At 55.0% G+C, this 17324-nt stretch carries 18 protein-coding genes; 15 read left to right on the top strand and 3 right to left on the bottom strand.

Annotation, left to right across the window (positions count from 1 at the left end):
• The coding region (locus C230_RS19660) for an ATP-binding protein (protein ID WP_018131190.1) at positions 1–176 on the top strand (176 nt) is incomplete at its 5' end.
• A gap of 52 nt (positions 177–228) precedes the next feature.
• Here the strand turns inward: C230_RS19660 and C230_RS0106355 are convergent.
• Complete coding sequence (locus tag C230_RS0106355; protein ID WP_018131191.1) at positions 229–783, bottom strand: glycosyltransferase; 555 nt, start codon at positions 781–783, stop codon at positions 229–231.
• A gap of 202 nt (positions 784–985) precedes the next feature.
• Here C230_RS0106355 and C230_RS0106360 point away from each other — a divergent pair, with 202 nt between their 5' ends.
• The 12 genes from C230_RS0106360 (at position 986) to C230_RS0106415 (ending at position 14655) form a co-directional block, all read left to right on the top strand.
• The gene (locus tag C230_RS0106360; protein ID WP_018131192.1) at positions 986–2170 is read left to right on the top strand and encodes an MFS transporter; all 1185 of its coding nucleotides are present in this window, start codon (positions 986–988) and stop codon (positions 2168–2170) included.
• Positions 2171–2282: 112 nt separating this feature from the next.
• Positions 2283–2708, top strand: a complete 426-nt coding sequence (locus C230_RS0106365) for a MarR family winged helix-turn-helix transcriptional regulator (protein ID WP_018131193.1) — start codon at positions 2283–2285, stop codon at positions 2706–2708.
• 3 nt (positions 2709–2711) lie between these two features.
• Positions 2712–3044, top strand: a complete 333-nt coding sequence (locus tag C230_RS0106370) for a DUF3147 family protein (RefSeq protein WP_018131194.1) — start codon at positions 2712–2714, stop codon at positions 3042–3044.
• Positions 3045–3165: 121 nt separating this feature from the next.
• Entirely contained in the window at positions 3166–4677 is a 1512-nt protein-coding gene (locus C230_RS0106375; RefSeq protein ID WP_018131195.1) for a nicotinate phosphoribosyltransferase, read from the top strand.
• Between the two features lie 14 nt (positions 4678–4691).
• Positions 4692–5840, top strand: a complete 1149-nt coding sequence (locus C230_RS0106380; protein ID WP_026174178.1) for a glycerate kinase — start codon at positions 4692–4694, stop codon at positions 5838–5840.
• Between the two features lie 90 nt (positions 5841–5930).
• Positions 5931–7637 carry an L-lactate permease gene (locus tag C230_RS0106385; protein WP_018131197.1) on the top strand — a complete coding sequence of 569 codons (1707 nt, stop codon included), beginning with the start codon at positions 5931–5933 and terminating at the stop codon, positions 7635–7637.
• A gap of 205 nt (positions 7638–7842) precedes the next feature.
• Positions 7843–8862 (top strand): LacI family DNA-binding transcriptional regulator, encoded by a 1020-nt coding sequence (locus tag C230_RS0106390; RefSeq protein WP_018131198.1) that lies wholly within the window; start codon positions 7843–7845, stop codon positions 8860–8862.
• A 218-nt stretch (positions 8863–9080) separates the two neighbouring features.
• Positions 9081–11174: an amylo-alpha-1,6-glucosidase gene (locus C230_RS0106395; protein WP_018131199.1), complete on the top strand. Its 2094-nt coding sequence runs from the start codon at positions 9081–9083 to the stop codon at positions 11172–11174.
• Positions 11175–11197: 23 nt separating this feature from the next.
• On the top strand, positions 11198–12451 hold the full coding sequence (locus C230_RS0106400; RefSeq protein WP_018131200.1) for an ABC transporter substrate-binding protein: 1254 nt from the start codon (positions 11198–11200) through the stop codon (positions 12449–12451).
• An 82-nt stretch (positions 12452–12533) separates the two neighbouring features.
• Positions 12534–13409: a carbohydrate ABC transporter permease gene (locus C230_RS0106405; RefSeq protein WP_018131201.1), complete on the top strand. Its 876-nt coding sequence runs from the start codon at positions 12534–12536 to the stop codon at positions 13407–13409.
• 12 nt (positions 13410–13421) lie between these two features.
• Complete coding sequence (locus C230_RS0106410; RefSeq protein ID WP_018131202.1) at positions 13422–14234, top strand: carbohydrate ABC transporter permease; 813 nt, start codon at positions 13422–13424, stop codon at positions 14232–14234.
• A gap of 223 nt (positions 14235–14457) precedes the next feature.
• On the top strand, positions 14458–14655 hold the full coding sequence (locus C230_RS0106415; RefSeq protein ID WP_018131203.1) for a hypothetical protein: 198 nt from the start codon (positions 14458–14460) through the stop codon (positions 14653–14655).
• Positions 14656–14670: 15 nt separating this feature from the next.
• Here the strand turns inward: C230_RS0106415 and C230_RS19665 are convergent, their stop codons facing one another.
• On the bottom strand, positions 14671–15291 hold the full coding sequence (locus C230_RS19665; protein ID WP_018131204.1) for a hypothetical protein: 621 nt from the start codon (positions 15289–15291) through the stop codon (positions 14671–14673).
• A 3-nt stretch (positions 15292–15294) separates the two neighbouring features.
• Positions 15295–15498, bottom strand: a complete 204-nt coding sequence (locus C230_RS0106425; protein ID WP_018131205.1) for a hypothetical protein — start codon at positions 15496–15498, stop codon at positions 15295–15297.
• Between the two features lie 195 nt (positions 15499–15693).
• Here C230_RS0106425 and C230_RS0106430 point away from each other — a divergent pair, with 195 nt between their 5' ends.
• Together C230_RS0106430 and C230_RS0106435 are read left to right on the top strand one after the other, a co-directional pair.
• Positions 15694–16932 (top strand): protein kinase domain-containing protein, encoded by a 1239-nt coding sequence (locus C230_RS0106430; RefSeq protein ID WP_018131206.1) that lies wholly within the window; start codon positions 15694–15696, stop codon positions 16930–16932.
• Between the two features lie 76 nt (positions 16933–17008).
• Positions 17009–17254 carry a SelT/SelW/SelH family (seleno)protein gene (locus tag C230_RS0106435; RefSeq protein ID WP_156807376.1) on the top strand — a complete coding sequence of 82 codons (246 nt, stop codon included), beginning with the start codon at positions 17009–17011 and terminating at the stop codon, positions 17252–17254.
• The last annotated feature ends 70 nt before the right edge of the window (positions 17255–17324 follow it).

Here is a 17324-nt window from a genome sequence, read left to right on the forward strand (position 1 = left end):
CGATCATTACGACCAACCTGTCGTTTGAGCGCTGGGGCGAAATCTTTCAGGATCCGGTCATGACCGCCGCCATGATTGACCGGTTGACGCATCAATCGTACATCGTCAACATGAACGGCAATTCATACCGGATGAAAGAAACGAAGGAGTGGCTGTCGAAGCAACAGTTGGCCTAATCTCAAGAAAAAAATCCGAAGGGGAATTACCGCCATCTGTAAGTTCTCTGTTTCACAGGTGGGGGAAAATTAAATGAGCGAATGGCGGAATTTTGGGTTGACAAATACACTCGGCTAATCTGCCTGTTTTCCAGCCTCCAACCGATTCTAAAGCGTCACGTTTGACAAATTGGCCATTTCCTCCAAGACCGCAACATCCAAGCATGGAATCTCGTCCTGATTGAAAAATGCTGCAATGGATGGCGAATTCACTGTCCTGTAACATTGTCCAGATGTTTTGGTTTCGATTATACATACGAACCCGAGTCTGAATACCGGACACAACTGAAGAGGCATCATCAATGACGATAATCTCAATGTTTTGATAGGTTTGATCTAATATTGAATATACGGTCTCCGCAATCACATTTTGTTCATTATGTGCCGGTATCAAAATGGAAACTTTTGGTTTATACGCAAGTTTGGTGCTAATCTTGCGATTGTAAAAACTGTACACGAGAACTGTCATCATATATAGGTTCAGTACAAGCATCAGATATTCAAGAACTTTTCCTGTCCAACCAAATAAACTGGCAAACGTGCTGATGACCAATAAGCTTCTTAGCATAATTGGGTCCCCTTTAAATAAATAAAATAAAAATTAAATAGCATTATTTTTGTGTTTGTGTAACCATGGTGATATGTATGCAGAAGAGGTCATCCGTATACCGATCCAGTGATCAGGGGTCCGTTTTTCAGCCCGAAAACAGGTCCCCGACCGTATGCCGATTTTGCATAATGGGGAATACCAACTAGGAAGGAGGGAATCGGTGTTGGCCTATCGGGACTGGTCAAAATCGATGCGGATGCTGCTTTGGATCGGCGTGTTGTTTACGATGGCCTCCGCGTTGTCTTCCGCGTTTGTCAATGTGTTTTTGTGGAAGCAGACGAAAAGCTTGCTGGCGCTCGCCGTGTACAACGGGTTGCAATATTCGATGATGCCGCTCGTGTTTTTTGTGGCGAGCCGGTTGTACAGGGTTCACCGGGAGACCTATCTGCGTGTCGGAATTTTTCTGCACGCGCTGTTTTATGGACTGGTGCTGTGGGCGGGGCACCGGGCCAATCCCTATTGGATGGGATTGCTGCTTGGAGCGGGGACCGGATTTTACTGGTATGGATACAACCTGCTGTCCTTGCGCCTGACTGAAAGCCGGGCGCGGGGGGAATTCAGCAGTTGGACCGGGATGTTCGGATCGGTTGCGACGATGGCGGCGCCGTTGATTTCTGGGTTTCTGATTACGTCGTTGCAAGGGGTCGGGTACACGCTGGTGTTTTCCCTCTCGCTCGGTTTTTTCGCGGCGGCGTTGGTGGTCAGTCATTGGTTGGATCCGGTGGAAGAGACAGAATTGCCGATGCCGGTGTTTCGGCGGCAGCATCCGAATTGGAACCGGGTGCTGATGGGCAATTTTTTTCAGGGCGTGCGGGAAGGCGTGTTCGTCTTCTTTGCGGCGATCATGGTGATGATCACGACGGGCAGCGAGTGGGGGCTGGGGAAGTATACGGCGGTCAATGCGCTGCTTTCCAGCCTGTCGTTTTTTGCGGTCGGCAAATGGCTGCGCTGGCGGTGGTACAACGAATCGATGCTGATCGGATCCTTCCTGTCGAGCGGCGCGATCGCCCTGTTCCTGTTCGAGCAGAATTACAAAACGATCATGTTGTACGGGATGATCACCGCGATTTTCACTCCTTTGTTTGCCGTACCGTTCGCCGCCCGGGCCTTTCACGTAATCGATGAAGCGCACGAACGTTACGAACGGGAATATATCGTGGAACGGGAAATCGTGCTCAACGCGGGACGCGTGCTGAGCATCGCCAGTTTTATCTCGACCTATCGCTATCTGCCGAAGGAATGGATCCCCGCCTATCTGCTGCTGATCGGCTCGATGCAGATTCTGGCGGTGCTGGTGCTCAGGAGCGTCGGATTCCGGCTGAAAAAAATGTGGGAAGATGCGTAAAATATCGGTACGCCGTTTAAGCGCAGGGCGGCGAATTTGCTGTTCATTTTCGTTTGATTTATATCGTTCATGTAGATATAATCGTTCTTAAAGAAGTATTGGGGGTGTGGGCATGAGCGATTTCTTGCGGTTGGCAGAAGAATTGTCCGCCTATTTTTCCGAAATTTACTATCATTGTCACCCCTCTTTCAGCATCAACCTGTCACACCAAGCGGTCCGGGCGTTGCAGCTTACGGCTATCAGGGGGGGAGTGACGGTGCAGGACGTAGCCGTTCATCTGGGATGCGCTCATAATACCGCATCCGAAATCGTGCGCCGTTTGGCGGATAAACAATTGCTCGTACGGACACGGAGAAAAGAGGATGAAAGAGTGGTAGAACTGCGGGTCACAGAATTTGGAAGAAAGATTCTACAGGAACAGACAGGTCTTGACGTTCGGAAGCTGAGCGGTGTTTTGGCTGCAATGCCAGCAGCCGAAAGGGAAAAGGTGCACTCCGGATTTGCGTTGCTTCTGCAACATCTGAGGGAGGAGACCTAAACATTGGCTGCTTTGAAAGTCATCGTTTCGGCTTTGATCATCCTGGCGGTCAATTGGCTTGCCAAAAAAAATCCGGCGCTCGCCGGCTGGGTGGCGGCACTGCCGGTGATCAGCCTGCTCTCGGCGGTCTGGTTGGCGGCCGATGAGAGAAGCCGGGCGGAGATCGCCGATTTTTTGCAGGGAGTGGCCTGGGGGCTGATCCCGACCGGCCTCATGCTGACTGTCATTGTGATCGCTTTACGTTCCGGATTCAACCTGTTTTTCTCCTTCCTGTTCGGTGTTGGTGTCTGGTTTGTCTATACCTGGTGTCTAAAAAGCGGTCATTTCTTTGGATGACGCTAAATGTCCCTATGCAGGAGACGATTTTGTTATTGCGGGAAGCAGGAGAAAAGGGAAAGACAGCTTGGGCGAATTGAGGTAAAATGGGAAACAAAAAGTGAGCAGAAAGGTGACGCATATGACCCTGTCGCGGGCGGCGGAGAGGCTGCAAGAGGTGCGGCAAAAACCGGTCTACCGGAAAAAATATTCCGCCCTGTTAACCGATCTTTACCAGTTGACCATGATGTACGGCTATTATAAATCGGGCAAGCTGAATCAGCGGGCTGTGTTCGATCTGTTCTACCGGAAAAATCCTTGTGATAACGGATTTGCCGTAGCGGCCGGCCTGGAAGAAGTTGTGGTGTTTTTGACCGGTCTTAAGTTCGAGGAGGAGGATATCGAGTATCTTCGCTCGCTCGAACTGTTTGATGAATCGTTTCTCGACGAGTTGCGCCGTTTCCGGTTTACCGGAACGGTGTATGCGGTGGAGGAAGGAACCGTTGTGTTTCCGCATATTCCGCTCTTGCGGTTTGAGGGGCGGATTTTTGAGCTGCAGTTGGTGGAATCGGCCTGTTTGTCGTTCATCAACCATCAGACGTTGATCGCTACAAAAGCGGCTCGTATGGTGCAAGCGACCCGCGGCGAGCTGTACGACCACTCGGACGAGTCGGTCGAATTCGGGCTGCGGCGGGCGCAAAATGCGGACGCCGCCACGTTTGGCGCGCGTGCTGCCTATATCGGCGGCTGCGTCGGCACCAGCAACGTGTATGCGGGGCAAAATTTTGGCATTCCGGTGGTGGGCACCCAGTCGCACAGTTGGATTTTGAGCTTTCCCAGTGAGTTGGAAGCGTTTCGCGCCTATGCCGCTACCTATCCGGATCGCACCACGCTGTTGGTCGACACGTACGACACGCTGAAAAGCGGCATTCCAAACGCGATCCAGGTGGCTCGCGAATTGCGGGAAAAAGGCTATCAACTGCGCGGCATCCGGCTGGATTCGGGCGATCTCGCCTGGTTGTCGAAAGAAGCGCGCCGAATGCTGGATGAGGCGGGGTACCCGGAGGTGAAGATTCTCGCGTCCGGCGATCTGGATGAGTATGTGGTGCGGGACCTGATTTTGCAGGGCGCTCGGATTGATACATGGTGTTTCGGCACCGCCCTGATCACCGGCAACGATTGTCCCGCATTGGGCGGCGTGTACAAGCTGGTGGCGGAAGAGGAAAACGGGGTGATGATCCCGAAGATTAAAGTGTCTGAAAATCCGGAGAAAATCACCAATCCGGGCTACAAAAAGGCGGTCCGGCTGTACCTGGAAAACGGCAAGGCGACCGCCGACCTGATCATGCTGGCGGATGAACAGTTGGACCCGTCCCGGCCGTTGACTCTGTTTCATCCGATTCACACCTACAAGCGAAAAACGATTCGGAACTATACGGTTGAAGAACTGCTCGTCCCGGTTCTGATCAATGGCGAGATTGTGTACGAACTGCCGGATGTACACCAGATCAGGCAGCGGGCGATCAAACAGCTTGAAGCGATGCCGCGGGAAGTCAAGCGGCCGATCAACCCGCATGCCTACCATGTGGACTTGTCGGAAAATCTGTGGAACCTGAAACAGCGGTTGTTGCAGGAAGCGAAGGGAGTTCAATGACCGGGGGGATGGATATGAAAATCGTGTTGGCGCCCGATTCCTACAAAGGCAGCCTGACGGCCAAAGAAGCGTGTGACGCGATGGAAGCCGGCATCCGCCGCGTGCTGCCGGAGGCGGAGATCGTGAAAGTGCCGATGGCGGACGGCGGGGAAGGAACGGTGCAAAGTTTGGTCGATGCAACGGGTGGACGGTTTATGACGCGGCAGGTGACCAACCCGCTCGGTGAGCCGGTGAACGCCCAATATGGGATCCTCGGCGACGGGAAAACGGCTGTCATCGAGATGGCGGAAGCGTCCGGGCTGTATCGGATCCCGGCTGACCGCCGCAATCCGTTGGTCACCACCACCTATGGCACGGGTGAATTGATCCGTGCCGCTCTCGATCAAGGGTGCCGTAAGTTCATTCTGGGCATTGGCGGCAGTGCCACCAATGACGGAGGCACCGGCATGGCACAGGCGCTGGGCGTCAAGTTTTTCGACAAGGAAGGGCGGGAACTGCCGTTTGGCGGAGGCAGTCTGGGCCAGTTGCAGCGAATTGATATGTCGGGCGTCGACCCGCGGCTGAAAGATTGCGAGTTCACGGTCGCGTGCGATGTCGACAACCCACTGACGGGACCAAACGGGGCAAGCCACGTGTTCGGCCCGCAAAAAGGGGCGACGCCCGACATGGTGGTTGAGCTGGACCGCAATCTTGCCCACTATGCGAAGATGATCGAACGGGATCTGGGCACATCGGTCAGCGATCTGCCCGGGGCGGGGGCTGCCGGCGGACTGGGGGCGGCGATGGTCGCTTTTCTTGGGGCAACGCTGAAGCGCGGGGTGGAAATTGTGGTGGAGGCGACCCGCCTGGCGGAGCATGTGCAGGGAGCCGATCTCGTTTTGTCGGGGGAGGGGCAGATTGATTTTCAGACGGAACGGGGCAAGACACCGTTTGGAGTTGCGAAAGTGGCACAGAAGGCGGGCGTTCCGGTGATCCTGATCGCCGGTTCGATCGGGCGTGGCGTGGAAGTTCTCTATCAACACGGGGTGCAAAGCGTATTTTCGATCGTCAACCGGCCGATGTCCCTGCAGGAAGCAATGGAACAAGCGCGAGATCTGCTGGCAGATGCCACGGAAAGGATCGTCCGAGTGGCGTTTGCAGCGGAAATTATCAAAAAAATATAAAAAGAGGGATTTGCAAGCGTTTTCATTCATGATATATTTGATCTGGGATGATCATATCATCATATCACCTGTTGACAAGGAGGTCAGCGAATGACAACGTGGACGCAAGTTACCAATCCGCTGAACAATCTGTGGCTGTCAGCATTTGTGGCCGCATTGCCGATTTTCTTTCTCGGTTGGGCGCTTGCCATCAAGAAAATGAAAGGGTATCTGGCTGCACTTCTCACCATCCTGCTGGCGACTTTGATCGCGATTTTTGTGTATGGGATGCCGACCGGTATCGCTTTGACGACTGATCTGCTGGGGGCGTTCAAAGGGTTGGCCCCGATCGGGTATGTCGTCTTGACCGGTGTGTTCCTGTACAACCTGACGGTGGAAGCGGGACAATTTGAGATTATCAAGTATTCGATTTCGAAAGTGTCGGACGATCAGCGAATACAGGCGTTGTTGATTGCGTTCGCATTCAGCGCCTTCATTGAAGGGGCGGCCGGCTTCGGTACGCCTGTTGCGATAGCCGCGGCGATGCTCATCGGTCTTGGATTTCCGCCGTTGTACGCCGCCGGATTGGCGCTGGTGGCCAACTCGATACCGGTTGCGTTCGGTTCGATCGGCATTCCGATCACCACGGCCGGCAGCGTCTCGGGGCTGAGTCCCGATTTGATCGGCGCGATGGCGGGCCGGCAGTTGCCGATTTTGACGCTGATCATCCCGTTCTGGGTGGTGATGATCATGGGCGGCTGGAAAGCGGCGAAAGGCGTGATGCCGGCGTTGGTGGTGTCCGGCGTGTCATTTGCTGCCGCCCAGTTCATCAGTTCCAACTACCTCGGGTATCAGTCGACCGACCTGATTGCCTCGATGACCGCGATCGCGGCGCTGATATTGTTGCTGCTGGTGTGGAAACCGAAGGACAGATGGACATTTGAAGGAATGCAAGCGACCGTTCCAGGCAACAAAGGATATCCCCGGCCAGCGGAATTGGAGTTGTCCGCGACTTCTCCAACACAAGCGACCGACACCGGTGGCCAGCGCTATTCGGGAAGTGAGATACTGCGGGCCTGGTCTCCTTACATCATTACTTCTCTGGTGATTCTGCTCTGGAGCCGCCAGTGGTTTAAGGATCTGTTTGATGTGAAAAAAGGGGCGAGCCAGTTCTGGGAAATCAAGTTTAACATGCCGGTCGTGCATAAAGCGGTATTGGTTGGCGGCAAAGCGCAGGACGCAGTTTATTCGCTGAACTGGATCACCGCTTCCGGCACGGCGATTCTGGTCGCCACCATCCTTGGCGGTCTGGTTTTGGGCATGTCGCCCAAGCGTTACATCGCCACCTTCGTCAAAACGTTGAAGCAGCTGGCGCTGCCGCTTGTCGCGATCGCCTGCTTCCTGGCATACGCCGAGTTGAGCCAACGGTCCGGCATGGGCACGACGATGGGACTGGCATTGTCAAAGACCGGTGCGGCGTTTGCGTTCTTCGCTCCGATCATCGGTTACATCGGCGTGTTTTTGACCGGATCGGACACCTCGACCAACGCGTTGTTCGGAAAATTGCAAACGGTGGCAGCGAAGGAAGTGGGGATCGATCCAATCCTCGCGGTCGCGTCCAACTCCACCGGCGGTTGTGCGGCCAAGATGATCTCGCCGCAGTCGATCGCAGTCGGCGCGGGTGCCACCAACATGGTGGGCCAGGAGGGCAATATCCTCCGGTTCACGATCAAGCACAGCCTGATTTTCGTGTTCCTGATCGGGATCATCTCCTGGCTGCAAGCACATGTGTTTACATGGATGATTCCTGGGCATTAAAAACAGGCGGATTCTCGCAAAAGCGAGTAAGCAAGCCATGCTTGCAAGAGGAGAACCTGATGCAAGCGAAGAGCGCTGACCGGCCGCGGTCTTGCGCTCTTTTTCATACGGTGACTGTCGAAAAATACCTATTGCCAAGACTGATGCCCTGGTTGTATGATGAAAGCAACAGATTGTCGAAAACGTTTTCAGGCGGTGTTGCAAAGTGGGCCCGACAATTCGCGATGTGGCAAAGGCGGCGGGGGTTTCGATTACGACGGTGTCGCGGGTCCTCAACCAATATGCGGACGTCAATCCGAAAACGCGGCAGAAGGTGCTGAAGGTCGTCGAAAAAATGGGCTACCAGCCGAACGCGGTAGCGCGCGGCCTGGTGATGAACCGCACGCGGACGGTCGGTCTGGTGGTGTCCGATCTGACAAAATCCCGGACCGGCCATCATTTCATGTTTGACGTTCTGTGCGGGATTAACGACAGGGCTCAGGAACTTGGCTATGATGTGGTGCTGTTTTCCACATCTCCGACCGCGCAGAGGAAAACCACCTATCTGGAGTTTGTCCGGCAGCGGCGTGTCGATGGTGTGATCATGATGGGGATCCGGCTGGATGATCCGTATACGCACGAAGTGGTGGAAGCGCCCATCCCCAGTGTGCTGGTCGATGTTCCGCTCACTTCCAGCACATGTTCGTATGTGACCACCGATAACGTGGCCGGCGCCCGAATGGCGACTGAATATTTGCTGCGTCTCGGGCATCGCCATATCGGGTTTGTCAACGGCCATCAGCAGGCGGCCGTCTCCCAGCAGCGGCTCGCCGGCTATACGCAAGCACTGGCGGCGGCCGGGGTTCCGTTTCGCGAGGAGTATGTGTATTACGGGAATTTCGAACTGGTGGACGGGGCCAACGGTGTGCAACATCTGAAACAGCAACATCCGCACATCAGTGCCGTGTTTTTTGCTTCCGACCTGATGGCGCTGGGCGGAATGAAATACATCCAGGCAAACGGGGGATGCGTGCCTGGCGATCTGTCGATCGTAGGATTCGATGATATCGACCTCGCTTCTCTCATGCAGCCGGCGCTGACAACCGTCCGACAAATGCGCTACGAGATGGGCAAGTCGGCGGTGGATACCCTGCTTCGCATGCTTGAAGATGGGGAGACCGGCAAAGGGATCGTGCTGCCGCCGGAGCTAATCGTGCGGGAAACCGCTCAACCGTTTGCCCAGTGAACGGGCGGCTTAGAAAAGAACGGGCTCCACTGTGGGCCGCAGGCACGGCTTCGGGTGGCTGGTGGCGCCAAGGCTCACGCTCATGCTTCCGCTTGCCGCAGGTGCAAGCAAGGGGTTGCCCGGTTACAATCGAAAACGTTTTCGGTATCGCGCGGCCATCGTATGACGTAACGAACCAACGACTTATCGCACGACCAAATGCAACCAGGGAGGCTGTCATGAACTATCGAGTGATCAAGGAAGACGATCTGTTTTTGCTGACCGATCCGGTCGGCGATATTCGGCCGGGCGAGGAACGGGGGTTCGGGCTATTTACGAAAGACACCCGGTTTCTCAGCCGGTACGAGGTTTCGGTAGAAAATCTGGACATGATTTTGCTGTCGTCGCATGCCGCGGAAAATTATATCGGCACGATCCGCTTGACGAACAAAGAGAAGATGGAAAACGGCGATATCAAAGTCTGGCGCGAATCGATCGCGATGGAAAGGAAGCGGTTTATTGAAGGAGGCGTGCTGTATGAAAGCGTATCCTTCCGCAACCACAATGCCTATCCGGTGGAATTGCAGGTCGCCGTCCGCGTCGATGCCGATTACAGGGATATGTTTGAAGTGCGGGGGTATCAGAACGGGCAAAAAGGAACGCTTCATCCTGTTGAAACGAGTTCCTGCCAGATTCGTCTGTCCTATACCGGGAGTGACCGGGTGAAACGGGCGACGATCGTTGCATTCGAACCGAAACCGAAAACGATTTCGGAAAAAACGGCCGTGTACTCGCTGTCACTCGCTCCGTTCGGCATGGCGCAGATTGCTATTTCGATCGTTCCGGTAATCGACGGACAGGCGCCGGAAATCAGGGACAGTGCGGAAGCGATCCGCCGCCTGCAGGCGTCCTATGCGGAATGGGAGCGGGAATGCACGGTTGTGGAAACAGACAACGAAGCGTTTAACGCGCTGGTGGCCCGCGCCAAGAAAGACATCCGCGTACTGCTCACCGATGTCGGGTACGGACGGTTTCCGGTTGCCGGGCTGCCGATTTTTGCGGTGCCGTTCGGCCGCGATTCCCTGATTGCCGCACTGCAGTTGATGGCGATCAACCCTGATGTGGCGAAAGGGACCTTGCGAACGATGGCGGCGTATCAGGGGAGCAAGCTCGACCCCTGGCGGGACGAACAGCCAGGCAAAATCATGCACGAGATTCGATATGGCGAACTGGCGAATTCCGGAATCATTCCGTTCACCCCTTATTATGGAACGATCGATGCGACTCCCTTGTTCCTCGTGTTGGCAGCCGAGTACTATGACTGGACGGGCGATGAGGAGTTGCTTCGCGAGCTGCTGCCCAATCTCGAACGGGCCCTGGAATGGGTGGATACCTATGGGGATCGCGACGGGGATGGATATGTCGAATATTTCCAGGAATCAAGCAAAGGGATTGCCAATCAGGGGTGGAAAGACTCGGGCGATTCGGTCGTCCACAAAGACGGCTCGCTGGCCCGGGCGCCGATCGCCCTGGCGGAAGTGCAGGGCTACGTGTATGACGCAAAAATCCGTCTGGCAACCGTGTTCGACCGTCTTGGGCAAACCGGGAAAGCGCATGATTTGCGGGAATCCGCCGCCCGGCTGAAGCAGAATTTTGCCCGCGATTTCTGGATGCAGGACGAACAGTTTGTGGCGATCGCGCTCGATCATGAAAAAAAGCAGGTCGAATCGGTCACATCCAATCCGGGACATTGCCTCTGGTCCGGTCTGCTGACCGAAGAACAAGCGAAACAAGTGGCGGATCGCCTGCTGGCGCCCGACATGTTCTCCGGCTGGGGGATTCGCACCATGAGCAGCCGCTCAACCGGGTACAACCCGATGAGCTATCACGACGGTTCAGTCTGGCCGCATGACAATTCCCTCTGTGTGATGGGACTCAAGCGATATGGATTTGAGGAGCATGCCAATCGAGTCATGGAAGGATTGATCGAAGCGGCGAAACATTTCGAGTACGACCGGTTGCCGGAGCTCTTTTGCGGTTATTCGAAAGAAGAAGGCTACCCGGTTCCCTATCCGGTGGCCTGTTCGCCGCAGGCGTGGGCGGCCGGAACCCCGCTTTTGTTTGTGCGGGCGATGCTCGGCTTGCAGCCGGATGTGCCGAACGGCGTCGTTCGTTTGTTCCCTTCCTTGCCGCGGGGGATCAACCGTTTGACAGTCCGCAATCTGCGTGTGGGCAACGGGTCGCTCGACCTGTTGATGCAAAAATACAACGATGCGCACACGACCTTCAAAGTGATTCACAATTCAACCGGCCTGCAAGTGATAGCCGGGTAAAAATCCAAAGGGGGCAAAAAAGGATGCACAAGAAGGCGAAAATGTTGTCTGGGATTCTGGCGGCAACCCTTGTCATGATGGGACTCGCCGGATGTAGCGGAGCCAACAAGGAGCAGGCTTCACAACCGGCCAAGGAAGGGGAAAAAATCACCCTGCGAGTCGGCGGCTGGGCCTCCAGTCCGGAAGAGCAAGCGATTCTGGACGCCCAGATCGCGGAATTCAAAAAGAACCATCCGAACATCGATGTCAAGTTTGAACCGGTGGTCGGCGACTACCTGCAGAAACTGCAGCCGATGATCGCATCGAAAACGGAACCGGATATTTTCTATCTGGATGCCTACGCGGCCCCTGAATTCATGGACAAAGGCGTGATCGAACCGATCGACGAGTATGTCAAGAAAAACAATGTGAACCTCGGCGACTATGAGGACGCTGCGGTCAAGGCGTTCCAGTGGAAGGGCAAAACGTACGGGCTGCCGAAGGATTACAGCACGCTGGCGCTCTTCTACAACAAGGACATGCTGGACAAAGCCGGCGTCAAACCGCCGACCAACTGGACGGAACTGAGGGAGGCGGCGAAAAAACTGACCAAAGACGGCGTTGTTGGCTTCTCGATGTCGGCCGAGCTGCCGCGTTACCAGCCGTTCCTGATGCAGGCGGGCGGATCGGTGTATGACGGGGAAAAAGCGACGTTCAGCAAACCGGAAAACGCCACGGCGATTGACTTTATCTATGGCGAAATGATGAAAAAGGACAAAATCGCTGCCTATCCGAAGACGCTTGGCAAGGACTGGTCCGGTGACGCGTTTGCCGATGGCAAAGCGGCGATGGTGGTGGAGGGTCCCTGGCTGATCCCGCACCTGGCGAAAAAATCGCCGAACCTCAAGTACGGCATCACCGAACTGCCGGTGAAAGAGGGTGGAAAACCGTCGAATATGATCTTTACCGTGGCGTACGCACTGTCCAAAAACTCCAAGCACAAACAGGAAGCGTTTGAATTGATGGTCTTTCTGACCGGCAAGGAAGGACAGAAGTTTGTGGTGGAAAAAGGTCTGGCGATTCCCACCAACAAGGAACTGGGCAAGGATTTCGCGACCAAGTACCCGGAACGGGCGCCGTTTGTCAAGGCGGTCTCCTATGCGACTCCGTTCCAGTACGGAACGATTGGCGTAAAACTGGTCGATGCCGGCAACAAGGCGGCGGAAGCGGTACTGCTTGGCGCGAAGCCGGACGCGAAAGCGGCCCTGGAAGAAGCGCAGGCCAAAATGGGTCAATAATCGAACCTGGTATGGGAAAAAGATGCTCGTTTCTGAAACAGCGGGCATCTTTTCCCATGATTTGCAAAAGGAGGGGAAGCCGGTGCGGACGCGCGGAGATTTGCTGACCGGATACCTGTTTGTGCTGCCGGTTGCTGTTTCGCTGACGGTGTTTCTGATCGGCCCGATTTTTTACGCGTTTTACATCAGCTTTCACGAATTTTCGTTCCTGGCTCCCGATCAGGCAACGTGGGTCGGATTGGAGAATTACGTGAAGCTGTTTCATGACCCCCGTTTTTTGAAAGCGGTGGCAAACACCAGCTTTTATTCGCTTGGCGTGGTGCCGGTTCAGATTTGTATCGCGCTGCTGCTCGCCTTGATCGTGGATTCGAAGATCAAGGGCAAAACGTTTTTTCGCGTGGTCTACTTCCTGCCGACCGTCACGTCGACCGTTGCGGTTTCGGTGATGTTTCTGTACCTGTTCAAAAACGACGGGATCGTCAATCTGCTTCTGTCCAAACTGGGAATCCCGACGGTCGATTGGTTCAACAGCATCCATTTTGCGCTGCCGGCGACGATGATGATGGCGATCTGGACCACGGTCGGCCAGTTTATGGTGATCTATCTGGCCGGTTTGCAGGACATTCCGAACGAACTGTACGAAGCGGCGGAAGTCGATGGAGCAACCCCCTGGCAAAAGCTGCGGTTTATCACCTGGCCGATGCTCAGGCCCACCACATTTTTCGTGTTGATCATGTCGATCATCGGCACGTTCCAGGTGTTTGACCAGATGTACGTGATTTCCAAGGGGGAAGGCGGCCCGCAGGACGCCACCCTGACGGTCGTGTTTTATCTATACCGCGCGGCGTTTAAAGATTTCAACATGGGGTATGCGTCCGCGATGGCGTTTGTGCTGTTCCTGATCATTCTGGCGCTCACATTGATCCAGAAGAAATTTTTCAAGGAAGAAACGGCGTGAGGAGGTGTGAGTATGTGGCGGAGAATGTCAAGATTGCTGTTTTACGCGGTGGTGATCGGCTATGCGGTGCTGACGCTGATTCCGTTTTTGTGGTCCCTCTACACCTCCCTGAAAACGACGCCTGAAATCGATAAACTGTGGGTGCCGTTCAGCCATTTGACGATAGAAAATTACAAGTATATTGTCACGCAGTTTCCGTTTTTCCGCTGGTTTCTCAATTCGGTGCTGATCGCGGTGGCGGTGACGCTTGGCAATTTGCTGTTTAACACGTTGGCCGGTTATGCGCTGGCGCGGATCCGGTTTCCCGGCCGCACGCTGCTGTTTTATGTGGTGCTGGCCGTGATGATGGTGCCGGGCCAGGTCGTGATGATTCCGGTCTATATCATGCTGGCTAACTGGGGCTGGATCAACACCTACTGGGGATTCACGATTCCGTTTCTGACTTCCTCGTTTGGGATTTTCCTAATGCGGCAGTTTTTCCTGTCGCTGCCGCGGGAACTGGAAGAGGCGGCCACGATCGACGGGCTCAGCCGTTGGGGGATTTTCTGGCGGATTGCGCTGCCGCTGGCCAAACCGGCGCTGGCCGCGCAGACCATTTTCATGTTCCTCGGCAACTGGAACTCGTTCATGTGGCCCAGCCTGCTTGCGTCGTCCGACGACATGTACACGCTGCCGGTCGGCTTAAACTCGTTCCACTGGCAGTATGTCGCTTACTGGAATGTGGACATGGCCGGCACGATGTTCATGACGATCCCGATGATCATCGTTTTCCTGATCTTCCAGAAATGGTTCATCAAAGGGATCGCGACCACTGGTCTCAAATAATGCTGCAAATGGCAGCAGCCTGATACTTACTGGAAGAAACCGCTCCGCGCAAAATGCGGTTCCCCGTAAGCGAAGTGACCACGTACAACGGTTTCTGACAGTTGCATAGCAAACGCCCGGAGACAGCACCCGGGCGTATTTTTTGTATATATATTCAATGAGACTTGGCCGCAAGCATAGCGAACCTTGTCTTCCGCATAAATAGTGGGGGAGGAGGGATAGCATGCGAGACATCACTTGCCACAAATGCGGTTCCGAATACTATTTGACGGTGCACCGGTTCTCCGGCAAAAGCAGCGGTTCGGTCCGCTGCCTGGTGTGCAGGACAGGGTTGGTCGCCTGGTCGAACAGTACCACCGCTTACTCTGCGAAGTTGAAAGTGCGGCGCACCGACCATCTGAAACCGAATGCCGGCTCGTGATCGCAGGTTGATTTTTTACAGGAAAAATGTCATGATCAAAGCGGTTAGGAGAATCAACAGAAAACCGCCGAATATGATCGCCGGCAGCGCATTGGCGAAAGTGCGGTTGCGCCGCGTTGCCGGTTCTGTTTCCCGGGAATGGCCGGGCAGCTCTTCTTCCAGGGCAAACTCGAAATCTGACACGTCAAACACCTGAACGGGAATCTCGGCATCGACGATACGTGCTTGCAAGGACGGCTCTTCCGTCAGCAGCGGAACGTTTTCCTTCACTGCGAGCACGATCAACTCCGTTTCGATCGGATCGAACGTTTCTCCGTAAGCGGCCGTGTCGACCGCGTTGACGACCTGAAAAGTGACTTGTTGATTGTAGAGAATCGGTTTGCTGACGGCCCATGGAGCGGTCAGGCACGACTCGGCCTGTTTGCGAACAAACGGATTTTCAAAAAATCGGATCAACCGTTCGATATTCGCCCGGATCGTCGCCTGTTCCGCTGCGTCGGCCGACAGGTTCTCATTCACCAGCAGCGGTAGCTCCTGCACGGTCGAATACGGCAACAAATAACGCACTGGCTGCAGCGGCTGCAGCAATTCGCCAAACATCGCCAGCACCACCGGCTCGGTCACGAATGTGCGCATGCCTTATTTTCCTCTATACCGCTTTTTGTAGTTACGGGCGGCTGAGTCGATCGCCGTGTATCCGACAAAAACCAAACCGTATGCGAGCATCCCCATGACATAGTACGGAATGGGTTCACCCGCCCGTTTGGCGAACGCGTACATAGCGGCGCCTGCGATTGCGATCAGCAGCGAAATCAGCAAGATGACCGTGTTTCGCGTTTGCATGCTACCAGCTCCTTCAACGAGAATGATACCGAAAAGGGAAACGGGTTTTCAACGGAAATTTCACAGAATCCATTGCAGGATTTTATCGAATTCGAACGAAATATAACAAGGCGAACCTGACAGTGAGCGGGTGATTGGCTGTTTCATGCCTGCATTTGTTGGAGTATTGACGATTGGAGAGAGGAGGGACAAGCGTTGCGACAGCGATTGTTTTCGGACCGTTACCGGTTGGAACAACGTCTGGAGACGGCGGAGGGATGGCAGTTGTATCGGGCGGTTGACGTTTGCTTCCCCCGCAATGTTCGGGTCACCGTCTTGTCCCGTCGCGCCCCCTCCGCGATCGAGTTAATCCGCACGCGTGTGCGATCTCTTGCCGGCCTTTCTCACCAGCATATCATCAGCATCTATGATGTGGAATGGGAAGCGGACGGCTGCCGGCTGGTGTCCGAATACCGCGAATGCCTGACGCTGCAGCAGGCGATCGGACAGGGGCGCAGATTTTCCCTGGAAGAAGCGGTTGCGATCGCGCTGCAGATCGCCGGGGCGATCGCGCATGCGCATCAGCAGCAGGTGCTGCATGGACAGCTGTCGTGTGACATGATTTGGATTTATGACCGCCATGCGAAGGTGGATTTCGTTTGCCCGCCCGCTCTGGAGGAATCCACAACGATCGAGGTGCAGGTAGATCTGGTAGCGCTTGGAAACGTGCTGCGGCAACTGTTTGCGGCGACATCGCTTGCCGAGAATCCGGACGTTCAGGCCAAAATCGGAGAGCTGCTGGACCGCTTGACTGACAACCGTCAGCCGTCCTATACGAACGCGGCAGACGTGGCCTACGACTTGAAAATGATTCTGACAAAAGATGTCTGTCCGCTTTGCCCAACCTATTTGCAACAGATCAACGAAACTACGCGCGTATGGGAGGGGCGGCAGGAAACCGGCGAGGCGTTTGCGAACGAGCGGTTCTCGTACAAGCGGCGGGAAAGCGGTTGGCCAATTTGGTCGGGCAGGATCCGCTTCCGTCTGGTACCGTATTTTATCGCTTCGATCGCTGCTGTGCTGGCGGGGATTGCCACATTTTTCCTGGTCTTCGCCAACCCGGACAAGGCAACTCCCGCGCAGCGGACCCCGGTGGCGGACAATCGGCCGGTGCATGTGGCGATGGCCGAAACCACGCAAGCCGCCTCGACGATCACGATTTCGCCGGCGGAACCGATTTCCCGGCTGGAGCAACGGCCGCGGCTAGTGCCCCAACTGGTCGGATTGCAGCAGCAGGAAGCGGAAAAATTGCTGCTTTCCCTCGGGATGCGCTACGCTTATTACCTGGAACGCTCCGACCAGCCGCCCGGCACGGTGTTTAAGCAGGCGCAAGCACCGAATACGCCGTATCCGCCGGGAGAGCGGGTCGTATTTTATGTGAGCAGCGGCAAATAGTGAGATAGCTTACGGTATGCAAGCGCGATTCCGGGTACAATATGGTGGCAAGTATAAGCACAAGGAGGCGTTTCCCATGGAGCAAACTGTCAAGGTGAGGATCGAATATTGCACGATGTGAAACTTCCTGCCGAAAGCCGTCAGTGTGACGGAAGAATTGCTCGGGCAGCACGCGAAGAGAATCGCGGAGTTGAGCCTGATTCCTTCATCGGGTGGCGTGTTTGAAGTGACGGTGGGGGACAAACTGATTTTTTCGAAAAAGCAGTTGAACCGGTTCCCGGAGGCTGGAGAAATTCCCAAATTGTTCTCGGACAATGCTTGATCAGCATATATGGAGCGGGCCGCGTGTGAACGAGCCGGCCCTGCAAGAAAACCTTCTTCGCCAGGCGAAG

This window comes from Effusibacillus pohliae DSM 22757, assembly GCF_000376225.1.
Lineage (GTDB): Bacteria > Bacillota > Bacilli > Tumebacillales > Effusibacillaceae > Effusibacillus > Effusibacillus pohliae.

What these genes read in the sequence shown, in the direction of transcription:
- C230_RS0106400 (WP_018131200.1), top strand. Translation starts at nt 11,198, where the DNA reads ATGCACAAGAAGGCGAAAATGTTGTCTGGGATTCTGGCGGCAACCCTT.
- C230_RS0106410 (WP_018131202.1), top strand. Translation starts at nt 13,422, where the DNA reads ATGTGGCGGAGAATGTCAAGATTGCTGTTTTACGCGGTGGTGATCGGC.
- C230_RS0106380 (WP_026174178.1), top strand. Translation starts at nt 4,692, where the DNA reads ATGAAAATCGTGTTGGCGCCCGATTCCTACAAAGGCAGCCTGACGGCC.
- C230_RS0106355 (WP_018131191.1), bottom strand. Translation starts at nt 783, where the DNA reads ATGCTAAGAAGCTTATTGGTCATCAGCACGTTTGCCAGTTTATTTGGT.
- C230_RS0106385 (WP_018131197.1), top strand. Translation starts at nt 5,931, where the DNA reads ATGACAACGTGGACGCAAGTTACCAATCCGCTGAACAATCTGTGGCTG.
- C230_RS0106395 (WP_018131199.1), top strand. Translation starts at nt 9,081, where the DNA reads ATGAACTATCGAGTGATCAAGGAAGACGATCTGTTTTTGCTGACCGAT.
- C230_RS0106425 (WP_018131205.1), bottom strand. Translation starts at nt 15,498, where the DNA reads ATGCAAACGCGAAACACGGTCATCTTGCTGATTTCGCTGCTGATCGCA.
- C230_RS0106375 (WP_018131195.1), top strand. Translation starts at nt 3,166, where the DNA reads ATGACCCTGTCGCGGGCGGCGGAGAGGCTGCAAGAGGTGCGGCAAAAA.
- C230_RS0106365 (WP_018131193.1), top strand. Translation starts at nt 2,283, where the DNA reads ATGAGCGATTTCTTGCGGTTGGCAGAAGAATTGTCCGCCTATTTTTCC.
- C230_RS19665 (WP_018131204.1), bottom strand. Translation starts at nt 15,291, where the DNA reads ATGCGCACATTCGTGACCGAGCCGGTGGTGCTGGCGATGTTTGGCGAA.
- C230_RS0106415 (WP_018131203.1), top strand. Translation starts at nt 14,458, where the DNA reads ATGCGAGACATCACTTGCCACAAATGCGGTTCCGAATACTATTTGACG.